Source organism: Celeribacter sp. ULVN23_4 (assembly GCF_054788345.1).
The window spans coordinates 43481-60891 of the sequence record NZ_JBTVYO010000011.1 but is presented as its reverse complement, the minus strand read 5'-3'; the positions used below and the strand labels follow the sequence as shown (position 1 = coordinate 60891).

Sequence of the window (17411 nt, the reverse complement as noted above, 5' to 3'; positions counted from 1 at the left end):
GGAAAACCCCTAGAGTTTGTACTTAATCCAGGTGGTTTTCAACGCCGTGTATTTGTCGAAGGAATGAAGCGACAGATCGCGCCCGAAGCCCGACTGTTTCATGCCCCCAAACGGCGTCTGGGCGGAGAGCGCATCGACCGTGTTGATCGAGACCGTGCCGACATTCAGCCGCTCGGACACCCGAAGCGCGCGGCTCAGATTGTCGGTCCACACAGACGCCGCCAGCCCATAGATGCTATCATTGGCCATGGCGATGACCTCGTCTTCGCCGTCGAAGGGGATGACGGCCAGAACCGGCCCGAAGACCTCGTCGGTCGCAATCGGATCGTCCTGTGCCACATCGCCGAAAATCGTCGGCGAAACGTAACAGCCCTTGCCCTCAAGGCGCACACGCTCGCCGCCCGACACCAGCCGGGAGGTGGCTGTGGCGGCCTCGATCCGGGCCATGATGGACTCGGTCTGTTTTTCATCCACGATGGCCCCGAGTTTCGTGTCGGGATCGAGCGGATTGCCGGGTTTTAGCGCCTCGGCGCGGGTTTTCATCAGGGCGAGGAATTTGTCCTGAATGGAGCGTTCCACATAGAGGCGGCTGTTGGCGGAACAGACCTGCCCACCGTTAAAGAAAATCCCGAAAGCGGCCATGTCGGCGGCGGCCTCCAAATCTTCGCAATCGGCGAAAATGATGTTCGGGCTTTTGCCGCCCGTCTCCGGCCAGACCTGTTTCAGGTTCGATTGCCCGGAATATTCCATGAATTTCTTGCCCACAAAGGTCGATCCAGTGAAGGCCAGACAATCGACATCCATGTGCAGACCAAGCGCCTTACCCGCCGTCGCACCAAAGCCCGGCACCACGTTGAACACGCCCGGCGGCACCCCGGCCTCAAGCGCCAATTCTGCCAAGCGCAAAGCGGAGAGCGGCGATTGTTCGGCGGGTTTCAACACGACCGAATTGCCCGCAGCCAAAGCGGGCGCGGATTTCCATGTCGCCATGTCGAGCGGGAAGTTCCAAGGCACGACCGCGCCCACGACGCCCAAAGGCACGCGCGTCACAAGCGCCAGATCGCCCTGCCCCGTCGGCGCAACCTCGTCATAAATCTTGTCGATGGCCTCGGCATACCATTGAAAGAAATGGGCCGATCCCGGCACATCCACGGTCGCGGCGTCCGTCACCGGCTTGCCCATGTCGAGACAGTCCAACAGCGCCAGTTCCACGAGGTTTTCGCGAATGAGATCGGCGAGTTTCAACAGAACCGCCTTGCGATCCCCCGGCGCCATGCGCGACCAGCGCCCGTCCTCAAAGGCCACGCGCGCGGCCTTCACCGCCCGGTCGATATCGGCGGCGTCGCCTTCCGCGATCTGCGCGATCTCTGCGCCGGTGGCCGGGTTGATCGTGGCAAAAGTCTTGCCGGACAGGGCATCGACGAATTCCCCGTCGATAAAGGCCTTGGTCCGAAAGTTCAGGGCGTTTGCGTTTTCCTGCCACTCGGCAAAGCTTAGCTGCATGGGAAATCCTCTGGTTTTCTATGGTTTTGCGCGCGTGGACGCAGGTCTCATTCGTCGCCGGGAACCCCGTAGGACGGCGCTTCGCGCGGGTCGAGGGCGCGCTGGATATAGGCCGCAAGCTGAGGCTTATAGACCTCCCAGGCGGTCGCGATGTTTTCAATCGGGCAGTCCTCAGTCCAATCACAGCGCAGATCGGCCACGGGCCAGGACACTTTGTCCACGATCATCATACCCGCCGAATGCACCGGCCCGGCTTCGCCACCGGCGGCCAGACCAGCGCGCATGGCAGCAATCAGTCGATCCCCAATGTGACCGGAACTTGCGAGATAGGCGTCCACAATGGCCTGCGGCACGCCGTCATTGGCCAAAAGATTGCCGCCCGAGGCGACGTTCTCGGCCTTGGCCTCGGTCCAGATGCCAAGCGAGTTCGGGCCGGAATGGATCGCCGTGCCGCCTTTGGTGTCGACGGCCAGAACCTGTCGGTACTCGATGAATTTCCCGCTCTCTTTCACTTTGGCAATCGCCTCAGAGGCAGAGAGGCCAGATTGCATCAAATCGAGCGCGAGCGGGCCGAGGGTCGGGTCGGTGACGTTTTGCGAACTGACCGCCCCCACGCCCGCGCGGGCGTAGGAACAGCGCGCGGCCACCGCCGGAGACGACGACGAAATCGCCACCCCGAACATGCCGGTCTCTGCGCAACGTGCAACGATGGAAAAGGTCATCGCCTTATGCCTTTTCCGGGGTGTAATCGTCCGGGATCACGGCGGTGCCGTCGATCTCGACCAGCCAATCGGGACGGGCCAAGGCGCTCACGACCAACCCGGTGGAGACCGGATGCACACCTTTGATATATTCGCCCATGGTGCGATACACCGCCTCGCGGTGGCGCACGTCGGTGATGTAGACGACCACTTTCACCAGATGTTCCATGGAACCGCCGGCCTCTTCGATCAGTTGGCGGATGTTCTGCATGACCTTATGGGTCTGCTCGACCGGATCGTGGCTTTCGATGTTCTTCGCATCATCCAAGCTCTGCGGGCATTGGCCGCGCAGCCAGACGGTCTTGCCGCCCTGAGTGACGACGGCCTGACACAGGTCGTTGTCGAGGTTCTGCTCGGGATAGGTTTCTTTGGTGTTGAACGTGCGAATACGCGTATGAGCCATCTTTGGTCTCCAGTCGGTGTTCTTCGAAAAAATCCTCCCGCCCCTAGGGGAAGCGGAGCGGGAGGCAGGGAGGTTACTGCAACAGATCCGTCCAGACTTTGGTCACCAGATCCTGCGCGGCCGGGCTACAGGCCTGAGCAAAGATCACCGGCACGGTCGGGAAGAGTTCCGGGGCGTTTTCCGGGGTATAGAGCGCTTTGCTCTCGTCGATGGCAACAGGGGCGGAGTGGGCGTAGTAGTTATACTGCTCGGTGGCGTTCTCGACGGAGGACATGAACTCGATGAAGGCTTTCGCGTTGTCGACATTGGCGGCCCCTGCGGGGACGACAAAGCTGTCGAGCCAACCAACGAGGCCCTCTTTCGGCATGGCGAATTCGATATCCGCGCCGTCGTTGCGCAGGCGCAGGGAGTTACCGTCCCACCAGAAATGCGCAGCCACTTCGCCCGACCCGATGCGGTTCTCGATGTTGTCGGAAGTATAGGCGGTCACAGCGGGCTTTTGCGCGGAGAGAAGGTCGTAGACCTTTTTCATCTCGGCCTTGTCCTCGGTGCAGAATTCAACGCCAAGGTAAAGCTGAGCGGCGGAGACCACTTCATCGGGGTAGGACAGAAGCGCGATGGAGCCCGCCAGATCGGTCGGCTCGAAGATGGCTTTCCAGCTGTCAACCGGGCCGTCGTATTTGTCACGGTTCACGGTATACCCGGCGGTGCCGTAGGCGAGCGGGATGGAATAGTCGTTTTCCGGGTCCCACCACTGGCCTTTCCAGCGCTCGTCGAGCTGGTCGTAGGCATCCATCTCAGCAGCGTCGATGTCTTCGAGCAGGCCCTCATCGGCCATGATTTTCACAAAGTGCTGGGACGGCGTCACGAGGTCATAGCCCGAAGACCCGGCCTGAAGTTTGGTCAGCGCGTCCTCGTTCGAGGAAAAGCTGTCGACATTCACGGTGATACCGGTTTCCTCGGTGAATTTGGCGATAAGATCGGGGGAAATCGAATCCGCCCAGGCGTAAATATTGACTTCGCCCTCGGCGAAGGCAGCGCCCGCCATCGGCAGGATCAAAGTGGTTGCTAGCAGCAGCTTTTTCATCTGTTCAGTCTCCATGTTGGTGCCCGTCCGGGTCAGGTTGTGGGGCCGCGAGGGGCCGGATTATTCGCGCCGCATCGCCCGCGCGTTCAGGATCAGAACGAAGGTCGCGAGCAGAAGCGAAGCGAGAATGAGAAGGGTTGAGATGGCATTCAGTTCAGGCGTCGTACCCTGGCGAATGAGGCTGAAGATATAGACCGGAAGCGTCGTCGCCCCGCCGGAATTCAACAGGTTCGAGGTGATGAAATCATCCATCGACATCACGAAAGCGGTCATCGCGCCTGCAAACACCCCCGGCATGATCATCGGCAGGGTCACGCGGCGAAAGGCTTTGAACGGCGTGGCGTAGAGATCGCGGGCGGCCTCTTCGAAGTCCAGCGACATGCCCTGAAGCCGCGCGCGGATCGGCAGGAAGGCAAAGGGCGTGCAAAAGGCGGTATGCGCGAGCACCAGTTTCAAAAACCCGTTGGTGAGCCCGATCTGCGAAAACAGGATCAGAACCGCCACAGCCAGCACGATTTCGGGCAGCAACAGCGGCAGGTTCACCACCGTCTCGGACACGCGTTTGAATTTCAGATTGGGCGCGCGTGTCAGGACAAGCGCGGCCAAAAGCGCGATCATTGTGGCGCAGACGGTTGAGATCACCGCCACTTTCACAGAAATCTCAAGCGCCCCCATCAGCGCGGCATTCTCAAGCGCCGTGACATACCATTTCGTCGAAAACCCTGTCCAGACGGACACAAGCCGGTTGGCGTTGAAGGAATAGATCACCACGACGGCAATCGGCAGGTAGAGCCAGAGAAAGAACAAAATGCTTAGCGGGCGCAGGCCGGGATAGGCGCGGATATCGTGTTTGCGGCTCATAGCGACGCCTCCATCTGACGGGTAGCACGGCGGGCATTCAGGAGCAGCACGAGGATGACAAAGACCAAAAGCACCATGGCAATCGCCGCCCCGAACGGCCAGTTGCGCGCGCCGCCGAATTGTGTCTGGATCAGTGTCCCCATCATAAGTTGTTTGCCGCCGCCCAAGAGCATCGGCTCCAAAACGGTGCCGAGGCAGGGCACGAACACAAGGATGCTTCCCGCTGTCAGCCCCGGTGCCGCGAGCGGCAAAAGCACCCGCCGGAGCGTCACCCAACGGCTGCCGTAAAGGTCATGGCTCGCTTCAATCAGCGCCGGGTCGATTTTCTCGACGGAGGCATAGACCGGCAGGATCATCAGCGGGATATAGCTATAGACCATCCCCGTGATCATCGCGCCGGGTGTAAAGAGAAAACCCGACACATCCGCGCCGCCAAAGAGCCGCCAGACGCGTTCGAACAGGCCATCGTTGCCAAGGATAATGAGCCAAGCATAGACCCGCACGATCATCGACACCCAAAACGGCAGGGTCACAAGATAGATCAAAAGCGTCTTCACCCGCGCCGATTGCTGGGCGATGTAATAGGAGACGGGCAGTGCGAGGGCGACACAGATCGCGGTGGCCCCTGCGGCAAACACAATGGTGCGACCGATGATCCAGAGATATTTCGGATCGAACTCAAGCTCATCCGTCCAGCCCTCGGTGAAGAGTATCTGCTGATAGGAACTGAGATCAAAGGACCAGCTGAACCCGCCGTAAGCCCCACGTTCGGCCACGCTCACGCCCGCCACGATCAGGATCGGAACGATGAGGGTCAGCGCCATCAACGCCCATGCGGGAACAAGGCCCCAGAACCGAAACGCCCGGCTCATTGACCCAAAATCCTTGCGTTGATCTCGCGAAAGCCGATTTCGACTTCGCTGCCGATTTCCATCGTGTCCTGATGGGTTTGGAAATTCCGCCGCGACAGGCGCAGCATGACGTCTCCGACCTGCACCGTGTAATGCGTAAACCCGCCAAGGTAGTTGCGCGCGCGTATCGTGCCGGTGAACAAAAGCCCTTCCGCCTGATCCGCCATGCCGATCTTTTCGGGGCGGATCGACATGGTGGCGGGGACTGTTCCGGTGCCTGTGCCCGTAAGGCTTTCAAAACTCGTTGTCACATCGACACCAAGAGCGGTGCGGATGGTCGCGGTCTCGCCATTGATCGCAATGACCTCGCCCTCAAGGAAATTCGTGTCGCCGATGAAATCCGCGACAAAGCGGTTCTTCGGGTCCTCGTAAATCTCGTTCGGGCTGCCGATTTGCTGCACCCGCCCCTTCCCCATCACCGCGATCCGGTCGGACATGTCGAGCGCCTCTTCCTGATCATGGGTCACGAAGACAAAGGTGATGCCTGTGTCGCGCTGCAATGTGCGCAGCTCATTGCGCATCGCCTGCCGCAGTTTGAGATCGAGCGCGGAGAGCGGCTCGTCCAACAACAACACCTCCGGCTCGGACGCCAGCGCACGCGCCAGCGCAATCCTTTGACGCTGCCCCCCCGAAAGCTGATCGGGCTTGCGGCTGGCGAATTGCTCCATATGGACCATCTCCAGCATCCGCCCCACACGCTCGCGAATGCGCGCCTTGTCCCAGCCGAGGTTCTCAAGCCCGAAGGCAATGTTCTGGCTCAGCGTCATATGCGGGAACAGTGCGTAGTTCTGGAACACCGTGTTCACCCGGCGCTTGTGCGCGGGCATCTGGGCGATCTCTTTGCCGTTGAGCAACAGAGTCCCGGCACTCGGCGTCTCGAACCCCGCGATCATCCGTAAAAGCGTGGTCTTGCCACAGCCCGACGGCCCCAAAAGCGTGAAGAACTCGTTCTGGAAAATCTTGAAATCGACATGGTCGAGCGCGACGTAATCGCCGAAATGTTTCGACACGTTCACGACTTCGATCGCGGAGGGACAGCTCATGCGTTGGTCCTTTTATATGGCTCTTGGGGGCCTTTATTTTTAGGCGGCGTCAGACAGGATCATGCGGGCGCATTTCTCGCCGATCATCATCGTTGGCGCATTGGTGTTGCCGCCGATCAGCGTGGGCATGACCGAGGCATCCGCCACCCGAAGCCCCTCGACCCCACGCACCTTCAGCGTCGCCGGATCGGTCACCGCCATCTCATCCGTGCCCATTTTGCAGGTGCCGACCGGATGGAACACAGTCAGCGCCTCGCGTTTGAGATAGTCGAGAATTTGCGCATCGGTTTTCACCGCATCCCCCGGCAACATCTCCTTGCCGCGGATGTCGTCAAAGGTGCTGTCGCCCAGAATGGCCCGCGCGGTTTTGATGCCTTCGACCAGAACCGTGGCGTCCTGCGGGTCGGAGAAGAATTTCGGGTCGATCTCCAGATCGCCAGTTTTGCCGAGGCGGATTTCGCCGATGGATTTCGGACGCAGAACACAGGTGTGCACTGCATAGCCGTGACCGTATTCAATCACCCGGCCCCGGTGGCTGCGATAGCCGGGGACGAAATGGAACTGAATGTCGGGATTATCATTGGCGTATTTCGTGCGCGCAAAGCCGCCCGCCTCGACGTAATTGGTGGCAAACATGCCCTTGCGCCCAGTCAGCCAGCGGAAAGGTGCCGCGATCATCGAGGGCAGGTTCTTGACCGACAGGCCCAGCGTTTTCGCAGAGTTGGAGCGCACCGTGATCATGCCATCGACGTGATCGCGCAGGTTCTGCCCGACGCCGGGAAGATCATGCACCACTGCGACGCCCGCAGAAATCAGGTTCTCCGCCGGACCGATCCCGGAGCGGAGCAAAAGCTCGGGCGAATTGATCGCGCCTGCCGAGAGGATCACCTCTTTCGCGGCCTTGAACACCCGTGCGCCCTCCGGCCCGGAGACCTCGACACCCGTCGCACACCCGTTCTCGACAATGACCTTTTTCGTGTCGGTCCCGGTCAAGATCGTCAGGTTCGCGCGGTCCCGCACCGGGTGCAGGAACGCACGGTAAGACGACCAACGCATCCCGTCATGCTGCGTGACGTTGTAGATGCCCAGCCCCTCCTGAGTGCCGCTGTTCATATCGGTGTTCTCTTCGAGTCCCGTTGCCTTCCCGGCCTTGATGAACATGCGGCCCACCGGGTTCGGGTCGCGGTGTTCGTTGACATGCAGCTCGCCGCCCGTGCCGTGATAGGCCGGGTCCTGACCGATGTGGTTGTTTTCCAAATCCTTGAAGACCGGCAGCACATCGTTCCACGACCAGCCCGCACAGCCCAGTTCAGCCCATTCGTCGTAATCCGAGGAGGCGCCGCGAATATAGAGCATCGAGTTGATCGCAGAGGAGCCGCCCAGCGCCTTGCCCCGGTTCATCGGAATGCGCCGCCCGTTCAGCTCCGGCTGCGGCACACTCATGTAGCCGTAGTCGTATTTCGGATCGTTATAGAGCGACAGAATGCCCGCCGGGACGCGCACGCGCAACGCGTCGTCCTTGCCCCCGGCTTCGACAATACACACGCGGGTCTTCGGGTCCTTCGAGAGCCGATTGGCCAGAACGCACCCGGCAGAGCCTGCGCCGATGATGATATAGTCAAAGCTGTCACTGAGCATTGGGACCTCGTGCATTGGGACCTTGTTGCGGTCTTTGAGGTTTTTAGTGCCAGCAGAGCCGGGCCCTTTCCCATTCGTAAGAAGTAACTTGATGATTAGGAAATGACTAATATAAATGAAATCATACACTTACACAGATCACGCATGACACCCCTACAAGGGTCGCCCAAAAATTAGTCACCAACGCCACTCAGATAATCAATTTGACTCTCAAAACAGGAAGAACAGCACCGTTACAAACAAAGACGCCCTGACCGACATGCGGTCAGGGCGTCTCGGGGGAGGAAGCGATAAGGCTTAGCCGTTGGCGACTTTTCCGGCCTCTTCGGACTGGGTTTCCGGCCCGCCATAGGCCGCGTAGGTCATGCGCGTGGCGATATGGTCGGCGATGTATTTCGCATCATGCCAAACGCCCCAGATAAAGGTCGAGCCACGCCGCGACAGCCAAGGCAGGCCGAGGAAATAGACACCTTGCTCGGTGGACACACCGCGTTGATGCGCAGGTTTGCCATCCTCATCGAAGGCATCGACCTCAAGCCAGCTGAAATCCTGACCAAAGCCGGTGGACCAGATCACCGTTTTGATCCCCGCCTCGACCAGATCAAGCTCTTTGAGCGGGTGCGTCATGCACTCCGGGTCCGGGCGTTTGATCCGGGCGGACGGCTCCTCGGGCAGATCAAGCCCGTTGCGTTCGATATAGGCATCTGCCGCATCCATGAGGGAGCGCAGGTTTTCGTCACCCCCATTGACGTTTTTAACCAGATCGTCACCAAAGCTGACCTTGCCATCGGCATAGGTGTTGGTGCGCCCGACAAGCGTCATGCCGCGCGCCGCCAGATCGCGAAAGTCGATGGTTTTGCCACCATCGGCACCGCTCACGGCAATCGTCACATGTTCCTTGCCCGGCTCCATCGCGGCCGCATCCCAAAGGCCAAGAACGCCCAGCCACCAGACGAAATCACGCCCACGATAGCTGCGCGGCGGGCGATCATGGGGCCCGACAGAAAGGTAAACCTTGCGCCCGGAGGTCATCAGCTCCTCGGCGATCTGTACACCGGACGACCCGGCGCCAACCACCAAAACAGCGCCCTCTTCGAGCTGCGCGGGATTGCGGTAAGCACTGGAATGCATCTGGGTCACAGGCGCGTCTTTGGCGATCACATTGGGGATCACCGGGGTCTGAAACGGCCCCGTCGCAGCCACGACACTGTTGGCCTCATAGGTGCCCTCAGAGGTCTTGACGGTGAACCCCGGACGCCCCTCGTTCTTACGCACGGATTTGACCTCGACGCCACAGCGGATGGGCGCGTCAATGCGAGCAGCGTAGCGTTCAAAATAATCGGCCACGTCTTCCTTGGGGACGAATTCGTCCTGACCGAAGCCATCAAATTCCTGCCCCGGAAAGCGGTCGTGCCAGGCCGGACCATTGGCGACGAGAGAATCCCAGCGCTCGCTGCGCCAGCGCTCGGCAATGCGCGAACGCTCAAGAGCGACATGAGAAATGCCCAGCTTGCCAAGGTGTTCGCACATGGCGACCCCCGCCTGACCCGCACCTACAATCAATGTTTCGACCTTTTCGATCGTCATTCCCAATCCTTTCCCAGAAACAGTGCTTCGACCGCTTGCCGCGGACTTTGTCCTGATCCTATGGAGCCTCCGAAGGAGCGAAAAACATGATTTACTGAAGCCTTGATTTTGTTTCAGCTAATCAAGGCATGTGTGTGCCAAATTCGAGCTCATCTCGGCTTGGACAGCGGCACGGCCCATTATTCCGTACAGAGACCGCGGCAAATTTCTGCAAACTTCGCATGCGCCGGAAACACAGCATCGCGCGTGGCACCGACTTCATGCAATCCAGCCCCATAAGAGCGGAGATTGTCGGTCACGATCACTTCTGGCCGTACGTGTTTGCGCATTGCTTTTCTTAATAATTTCAATGCCACACGCTTATCTCGTATCTTTGTGACAAAGCTTTCCAAAACTTCGCCCTCGCGATCCACGGCCCGCAACAAGTAGTGCCGTTCACCGTTATTTTTCACGAAGATTTCGCCTAGATGCCATCGCCAATGGCTCGGTCTCATACCCTCAACGCCGCGCTTTCTGATCTTTGCGGCAAACATTGGGCCAAACCGCCGCCACCAAAATCGGACAGCTTCGTGGCTCACATCGATACCCAGCGTGTGCAGCAAATCTTCAACATCCCCAAGCGACAGCGGGCATCGAACGTAGAAGATCACAGCCAGACGCATGATCTCAGGGCTCGTTTTGAACTATTTGGCAGGAGCACGTTTGAATATCGCACAAGGCTACGAGACGGCCCTGCCCCGCTCAAGCCAAGTTCTTGTGACACTGCCCATTTGATCACCACACCACTATGAAAGTCTGCCCCTTGCAGTCTGGGCCGCCGGGCCACTAGAATTATAGCGACACTCAACACGAGGAGAGCCAATAAACCGGCCCTCGCCTGTAGGACCTGCACCGAGGAACAGCTATGAGCCATTTCGACTTGAACCTCGTGCGCGTCTTTATCGCAATCTGGGACCACCGTTCTGTCACGCTCGCGGCCGAGAATCTGAAGCTGACACAGCCAGCTGTGAGTCAGTCGCTTCGGCGCTTGAGAGACTTGTATTCCGACCCGCTTTTCCTTCGCGCAGCCAACATGATGGAGCCGACACAAAAGGCGAAAGATCTTTACAGGCCGCTTCGGCAAGCACTCGAGACAATCGCCGCAACGGTTCACTCCGATCAAGCCTTCGATCCCAAAACCTCGAACCGCCGCTTCAGCCTCACCATGTCTGATATCGCGGAAACCAACTTACTGCCAAAACTCGCGGCAGAATTGCAGGACAGCGCGCCAAGCATCCAGATCGCGATTAATCCGTTGGACTCCACATCCGTCATAGGTCAATTGCGCTCTGGCCAAACTGATCTGGCACTCGGCCATATCCCTGATGCCGCGGCTGATGGCATTAAGAGTACGTCTCTTTGGCAAGATAGCTTCGTGTGCCTTATGTCCAAAGATCATCCGAAAGCGGGAAGGCCCCTCACGCTTGAGGAAATGGCAAGACTGCGCTTTGTTGACATACAGGATGATGCGCCGGGATTTGCGGTCGCTAAGCGGACATTGGAAGAGTTTCACGTCAAGCGGAAGGTCGTCATGACGACCGCGCATTATGCATCCATACCCAAAATTGTCCGTGAGACAGACTTGGTGGCGCTCTTCCCATATTCGCCAGCGCTCCATGCGAATGCTCAAGGCGGTTTTTACTTCTCTGCTCTGCCCTTCAGCGTTCCCCAAACGAATGTGGCAGTACACTATCATGTTCAATTCCAGTCAGACCCCGGGATACAATGGCTGCACGGGATAATCGTATCGCTCCTGACTTCTATGGTGCCACCTGACTACAATCCGAAAGCGAGCCCAGCTTGGACCTAAGACAAATCCGACATTTCGAGGCCGTTGCACGCCACGCGAGTTTCGCCGCCGCAGCCGAGCATCTGAGTCTCACACAACCTGCACTGAGCAAATCCATACGCACCTTGGAAACTGATCTGGGCGTTGCCCTTTTTCATCGGAGCAGCTCCGGGGTGACCCTGACAGAATTCGGGGAACGCTTTCTGCTCTATGCCGATCAGGTTCTCAGCCTGAGCAGTGATGTGCGGGATCAATTGGATGAAATGCGCGGCGCGAAACGCGGATCCATTCGGATTGGAGCTCTGGTCTCTGAGGTGCGTGTAATGGTGCCTCGCGTTACGAAAGATTTTCTGCTCGATCACCCGAATGTCGTAGTCAGCGTCACAGCAGAAACCAACCGTGGACTGATGAGCGCCCTTCACGAGGGGCGCATCGATATCGCGTTGGTCTCGGGGCTACAGCCTCAAGACGTTGGCCTCGTCGACACAGAACTTCTGACCCGTACGCCGATGGAAATCATCGCAGACCGCACACACCCGCTGGCCCGTCGTTCAACGGTTGATCTCAAAGACCTAGTCGATTTCGTGTGGGTGCTCCCTATCAGCGGCGAAAACGATTTGAGCATCCTCGAAAACATGTTCCTCATGGCGAGCTTGCCAGCCCCCAAAGCTGTCTGCACCACGACCTCGAATACGTTTCTGATCCCAATGCTTGAGGGCACCGAATGGTTGTCCTTCGTGCCGCGGACCGCGCTGACATCCTTTTCAGAGATGCAGCAATTGGTCCCCTTGCGCCTGAGTGTTCCGACATGGACCCGCGAAATTCATGCGGTCTATCGCGCCAACGGCGCCAAACGCCCGCTTGTAAAAGCATTCCTACGGCGTCTGCGTACCATCTACGCAGAGCCTTTCGTCGCTTGCTTGCCCCAATAAATACGACAAATCAGTAAAATCATTTAAAATGATTTAGCATCATCCATTTGTTTTGCATCATATTTTATGAGCCGCGGACCATTTTCTGCACAACTCACATATAACTAAAAGTTTTATCTTTTGAATTTCTATTCATTTGCGTCATATGACGACCACCGAATAGGGTTGAGTTGCTCCCGGATGGGCCAATAGGATCGCAACATCAAAACAGCCAACTCGTCCTTTTTCCCACGAGGGTTGGGCCAGATCTTCAGATCTGAGCCGCTGGTGTATTGTGGTCCGGTCCAACTTGGTGGCCAAGACACCTTATACACCAACAGGATGGACCCATGACTTCGATCACGAAATGCTTCGGCAACATACTTCGTGCAGGCGCTGTGACCGCCGTAAGCAGCCTTGCGCTTCTCACGTCAGCACAAGCTGCCGACCTCACAATCGGCCTTAAAAGTGAACCGACATCGCTTGACCCGCAGTTCCATGTGCTCGCCAGCAACATGCAAATCTCGATGGCAATCTTTGAACCGCTTGTGGCGCAGGACACAGAACTCGGCATTGAGCCTGAAATTGCCCAAAGTTGGGAATTCGACGGCACGGAATGGATTTTCCATCTTGATCCCGATGTATCCTTCTCTGACGGAAGCAAACTCACGGCAGAGGATGTCGTCTTCTCACTCGACCGCGTGGCAAAGGTGCCCAATAGCCCAAGCCCCTTCACACTCTTCACTCGGCAAATCGCCAGTGTTGAAGCTATCGATCCGACAACTGTGAAGATCACAACAAAAGCGCCCTACCCCCTTCTGGTGAATGATCTCGCATATCTTCCGATCATGTCCAAAGCCGCAGCATCAGGAGATGCTCCGGAAGGCAAGACCACGACGGAACTCAACCGCGGCGAAGGTCTGATCGGGTCCGGCCCCTACAAGTTCGACAGCTGGGAACATGGCGCAAGCCTTGTGCTGTCGCGCAATGAAAACTTCCATGGGGACGCACCGGAATGGGATCACGTCATCTATCTGCCGATGATCAATCCTGCTTCGCGCTCGGCAGCACTCTTGGCAGGCGACATCGACTTGATGGAATCTCCGCCCACCACTGATCTTGAAAAGATGAAATCTAATCCGGACGTCACCGTCATCGCGGGGCCGCCGGCTCGCGTGCTTTACGTCGGCATGGATCAGGCGCGGGACGAAACGCCCGGAGTGTCGGGTGTCGACAACAATCCGTTCAAAGACCACCGCGTGCGCGAAGCTATGTCGCTCGCCATCGACCGCAATGCCATCGTTACCCGCGTGATGGGTGGCGCAGCCGAGGCAGCAGGCGATTTTGTCCCCTCCACCATGTTCGGAGCTGATCCGAGCCATACCGAAGCCCCCGCCGCTGACATCGAAAAAGCCAAGGCACTGCTGGCAGAGGCCGGTTACTCCGACGGGTTCGATCTGGTTCTGGGCACTCCGTCGGGCCGCTACGTAAACGACGCCCGCATTGCGCAAACCTTGGCCGCGATGTGGTCCCGCATCGGCATCCGCACCACAGTCGAGGCCAGCACACCTTCGGTGTTCTTCAAAAACTACTATGGCCTTGCCTACAGCGTTTATCTCGCGTCTTGGGGTAACAACTCGGGTGAGGTTGGCACCACCCTCAAGGCTCTCGTAGTCACCCGCGACCCCGAACAGGGCATCGGGACGGCCAACAACTCCGGCTATTCCAACCCGGAGGTCGATGAGCTGGTTTTGACTGGGGCCACCACCATGGATCCCGCAACCCGCGAAGAAATGCTGTCCAAGGCCGACAAGATCGTACTCGACGATTTCGCCCTGCTGCCGCTGCACTTCGAAAAACCTCTCTGGGCTCTGCGCACCGGCCTCACCTACGAAGCCCGCGCGGATCAGAGCACGCTTCCGCAAGACGTTCACAGCGTAAAATAACCTCTTGGAAGGGGCGCGCGTCGCCCCTTCCTCTCACCGGAGCCCATCGATGCAAGCCTTCATCATCAACAGAATCCTACAATCCCTGGTCGTGGTCCTCGTCATGACGCTTTTGGTCTTTGCGGGCCTCTTCGTCATTGGAGACCCCGTCCAGATGCTGGTCAGCCCAGATGCGACAGACATCGAAAAAGAAGCCGTGCGTCAGGCCCTCGGTCTCGACCGTTCGTTTCTCGTACAATACGCATCCTTTATGCGCGACGCAGTCCATGGCGACCTCGGCAATAGCTTCCTGACCGGTGCCCCCGCGATGGAACTCATCCTTCAGCGCATGCCAGCAACCTTCGAACTCGTCATCTTCTCGATGATCCTTGCGACCGGCATCGGCCTTCCCCTTGGCATTCTTGCAGGTTTGCGCCCGGACGCGCCCTCAAGCAAAACGATCATGGCGGGATCCATTCTGGGCTTCAGCCTTCCCAATTTCTGGGTGGCGCTCGTCCTCATTCTCGTCTTTGCCGTCGGTCTCGGCTGGGTCCCCGCATCGGGGCGCGGCGACACCGTCGATCTAGGCCCAGTTTCGCTCAGCTTTCTCACGCTCGATGGACTCCATCACCTGCTTCTGCCAGCCATCACTTTGTCCTTGACCAAAATGGCCCTGATTATCCGTGTGGCTCGTGCGGCGACGCGGGAAGTGGCCGGGCAGGAATATATCAAGTTCGCGCGCGCCAAAGGGCTTCGCCGCAACCGCATCGTGGGCGTGCATCTTCTCAAAAACATCATGGTGCCGCTGATCACAGTTATCGGGCTTGAATTCGGCCGTACTGCCGCTTTCGCCGTTGTCACGGAATCCATCTTTTCATGGCCGGGCATGGGCAAACTACTCATCGACTCGATCCTCACGCTCGATCGCCCCGTCGTGGTCGCCTACCTCCTGCTGATGGTCGTTTTCCTTGTTTTCCTGAACCTCATTGTGGACCTCGCCTATCTTTGGCTTGATCCCGCTGCGCGCGAAAAGGGTCGCGACTAATGACCAACACCACAACACTCACTCCCCCCGCGAAGAAACCCAGCCGTTTCGCACAACTCAGAGTCCGCTTTTTCGAAAACTGGCTTGCCGTATTCGGCCTCATTCTTGTGGGTCTTTCCGTTTTCGCTGCGGCCTTCGCACCATGGATTGCCCCGCAAAACCCCTATGACATTGCCTCGTTGGACATTTTCGACAGCATCCTGCCACCGGGCTCAGTCGGCGAAATGACGGGGACGCATTACCTTCTTGGCACAGATGGCCAAGGGCGCGACGTGTTCTCCTCAATCCTTTACGGCCTCCGCACCAGCCTGCTTGTCGCCTTTTCCTCCGTCGGTCTCTCCATGGCCATCGGTCTGGTGGCCGGGTTGAGTGCAGCCTATTTTGGCGGGTTTCTCGATGCGGTGCTGATGCGGATCGTAGACATTCAGCTTTCCTTCCCCGCCATCCTTGTTGCACTCGTCCTACTCGCCATTCTGGGCCAAGGCGTAGACAAAGTCATCTTGGCGCTGATCATTGCACAGTGGCCATATTTTGCACGAACCGCACGCGGGGCGGCTTTGGTGGAACGCAACCGAGAATATATTCTCGCCGTGCGCTGCCTGAACCTCTCCGCGCCACGCATCATACTGCGCCACCTTCTCCCCAATTGCCTGCCCCCTCTGATCGTCATCGCCCTGATTGATCTCGCCGCCGCCATTGCTGTGGAAGCAACCCTGTCTTTCCTTGGTGTTGGCGTTCCGGTCACACAGCCCTCCCTCGGCATGCTGATTTCGAATGGCTTCGAATTTCTGATGTCAGGGGCTTACTGGATTTCGATCTTTCCCGGCATCGCTTTGGCCCTTGTGATCATGGGCATCAATCTCGCAGGCGACCACTTGCGCGACATTCTGAACCCGAGGAACGCCTGATGACGAACATGCATAACAGAGACGCCGATCTGGGCGCGCCCGTTCTTAAAATCGAAAAACTTCAGACATGGTTCGATACCCGCGCAGGCATCGCGCGTGCGGTCGATGGTGTGGACCTTGAGCTCTATGAGGGCGAAATCCTTGGCCTCGTCGGCGAAAGCGGTTCGGGCAAATCAGTTACTGGCTATTCTATGATGGGTCTCATTGATCCGCCCGGGCGGATCGCTTCGGGACGCATTCTGCTCGACGGGCGCGATCTGACCCAGCTCTCCGCAGAAGAGCAACGCCGCATGCGGGGCAAGGACATCGCGATGATCTTTCAGGATCCGTCGATGACCCTGAACCCGACTTTGCGAATTGAAACGCAAATGATCGAGGCCGTGCGCGCGCATGAAGCCTGCTCCAAGGCGCAAGCTCGCAGACGGGCCAAAGATGCGCTCGATATGGTGGGTATTCCATCCGCCGAAGAGCGCTTGCGCGCCTACCCCTTCGAACTGTCCGGCGGGATGCGTCAACGGGTGGCAATCGCCATCGCGCTTTTGAACAAGCCCCGGCTCATCGTTGCGGATGAACCCACAACCGCGCTCGATGTCTCAATCCAGAGCCAGATCATCTACGAGCTTCAAACGCTTTGCCGTGACACCGGGACCGCGATGATCTGGGTCACGCATGACTTGGCTGTCGTCGCCGGAATGGCGGATCGTTTGGCCGTCATGTACGCGGGCCGTATCGTAGAGGAAGGCACCACCGCCGAAGTCATCCAGCAACCACGCCACCCCTATACGCGTGGTCTCATGGGCTCCGTGCCGATGCACGAAACGCGCGGACAGCGCTTGGCGCGCATCCCCGGCTCAACCCCGTCGCTTTTGAACCTGCCAGAGGGATGCTCTTTCCGGGAGCGCTGCGCTTTTGCGAGCCCCTCCTGTCAGCGAATGCCAGAGCTGACTCAATATGAACAGGCCCAGTCGATCCGCTGCTGGCATCCTCAGGGAGCATAATT

General features: G+C 58.4%; 15 protein-coding genes and 1 pseudogene. 6 read left to right on the top strand and 10 right to left on the bottom strand.

Annotation, left to right across the window (positions count from 1 at the left end; translation table 11 throughout):
• Window positions 1–9 precede the first annotated feature (9 nt).
• The 10 genes and pseudogenes from ACYBHZ_RS18070 to ACYBHZ_RS18025 all read right to left on the bottom strand — a co-directional run.
• A complete protein-coding gene (locus tag ACYBHZ_RS18070) occupies window positions 10–1503 on the bottom strand; it encodes an aldehyde dehydrogenase (protein ID WP_460275702.1) in 1494 nt (497 codons plus the stop codon).
• A gap of 47 nt (window positions 1504–1550) precedes the next feature.
• Complete coding sequence (locus ACYBHZ_RS18065; RefSeq protein ID WP_460275701.1) at window positions 1551–2225, bottom strand: DUF1028 domain-containing protein; 675 nt, start codon at window positions 2223–2225, stop codon at window positions 1551–1553.
• A gap of 4 nt (window positions 2226–2229) precedes the next feature.
• Window positions 2230–2667, bottom strand: a complete 438-nt coding sequence (locus ACYBHZ_RS18060) for a RidA family protein (protein WP_460275700.1) — start codon at window positions 2665–2667, stop codon at window positions 2230–2232.
• Between the two features lie 73 nt (window positions 2668–2740).
• Window positions 2741–3754 carry an extracellular solute-binding protein gene (locus ACYBHZ_RS18055; protein WP_460275699.1) on the bottom strand — a complete coding sequence of 338 codons (1014 nt, stop codon included), beginning with the start codon at window positions 3752–3754 and terminating at the stop codon, window positions 2741–2743.
• Between the two features lie 60 nt (window positions 3755–3814).
• Window positions 3815–4615 (bottom strand): ABC transporter permease, encoded by an 801-nt coding sequence (locus ACYBHZ_RS18050; RefSeq protein WP_460275698.1) that lies wholly within the window; start codon window positions 4613–4615, stop codon window positions 3815–3817.
• Entirely contained in the window at window positions 4612–5487 is an 876-nt protein-coding gene (locus tag ACYBHZ_RS18045; protein ID WP_460275697.1) for an ABC transporter permease, read from the bottom strand. Before ACYBHZ_RS18045 ends, ACYBHZ_RS18050 begins: the two co-directional genes overlap by 4 nt.
• Entirely contained in the window at window positions 5484–6569 is a 1086-nt protein-coding gene (locus ACYBHZ_RS18040) for an ABC transporter ATP-binding protein (RefSeq protein WP_460275696.1), read from the bottom strand. The genes ACYBHZ_RS18045 and ACYBHZ_RS18040 overlap by 4 nt, the downstream gene beginning before the upstream one ends.
• Window positions 6570–6608: 39 nt before the next feature.
• Window positions 6609–8222, bottom strand: coding sequence for a GMC family oxidoreductase (locus ACYBHZ_RS18035; protein WP_460275695.1), 1614 nt, complete (start codon window positions 8220–8222; stop codon window positions 6609–6611).
• Between the two features lie 282 nt (window positions 8223–8504).
• Entirely contained in the window at window positions 8505–9794 is a 1290-nt protein-coding gene (locus tag ACYBHZ_RS18030) for a flavin-containing monooxygenase (protein ID WP_460275694.1), read from the bottom strand.
• A 193-nt stretch (window positions 9795–9987) separates the two neighbouring features.
• A pseudogene (locus ACYBHZ_RS18025) lies at window positions 9988–10456 on the bottom strand (IS6 family transposase); the annotation flags it as partial.
• A gap of 242 nt (window positions 10457–10698) precedes the next feature.
• On the opposite strand from ACYBHZ_RS18025, the gene ACYBHZ_RS18020 reads away from it, so the two are divergent.
• From ACYBHZ_RS18020 to ACYBHZ_RS17995, 6 genes are all read left to right on the top strand, one after another.
• On the top strand, window positions 10699–11643 hold the full coding sequence (locus ACYBHZ_RS18020) for a LysR family transcriptional regulator (RefSeq protein ID WP_460275693.1): 945 nt from the start codon (window positions 10699–10701) through the stop codon (window positions 11641–11643).
• Window positions 11634–12554 (top strand): LysR family transcriptional regulator, encoded by a 921-nt coding sequence (locus ACYBHZ_RS18015; protein WP_460275692.1) that lies wholly within the window; start codon window positions 11634–11636, stop codon window positions 12552–12554. Before ACYBHZ_RS18020 ends, ACYBHZ_RS18015 begins: the two co-directional genes overlap by 10 nt.
• A 329-nt stretch (window positions 12555–12883) precedes the next feature.
• Window positions 12884–14479, top strand: coding sequence for an ABC transporter substrate-binding protein (locus tag ACYBHZ_RS18010; protein ID WP_460275691.1), 1596 nt, complete (start codon window positions 12884–12886; stop codon window positions 14477–14479).
• A 49-nt stretch (window positions 14480–14528) separates the two neighbouring features.
• Window positions 14529–15503 (top strand): ABC transporter permease, encoded by a 975-nt coding sequence (locus ACYBHZ_RS18005; protein WP_460275690.1) that lies wholly within the window; start codon window positions 14529–14531, stop codon window positions 15501–15503.
• Window positions 15503–16411, top strand: a complete 909-nt coding sequence (locus ACYBHZ_RS18000) for an ABC transporter permease (RefSeq protein WP_460275689.1) — start codon at window positions 15503–15505, stop codon at window positions 16409–16411. The genes ACYBHZ_RS18005 and ACYBHZ_RS18000 overlap by 1 nt, the downstream gene beginning before the upstream one ends.
• Complete coding sequence (locus ACYBHZ_RS17995) at window positions 16411–17409, top strand: ABC transporter ATP-binding protein (RefSeq protein WP_460275688.1); 999 nt, start codon at window positions 16411–16413, stop codon at window positions 17407–17409. Before ACYBHZ_RS18000 ends, ACYBHZ_RS17995 begins: the two co-directional genes overlap by 1 nt.
• The last annotated feature ends 2 nt before the right edge of the window (window positions 17410–17411 follow it).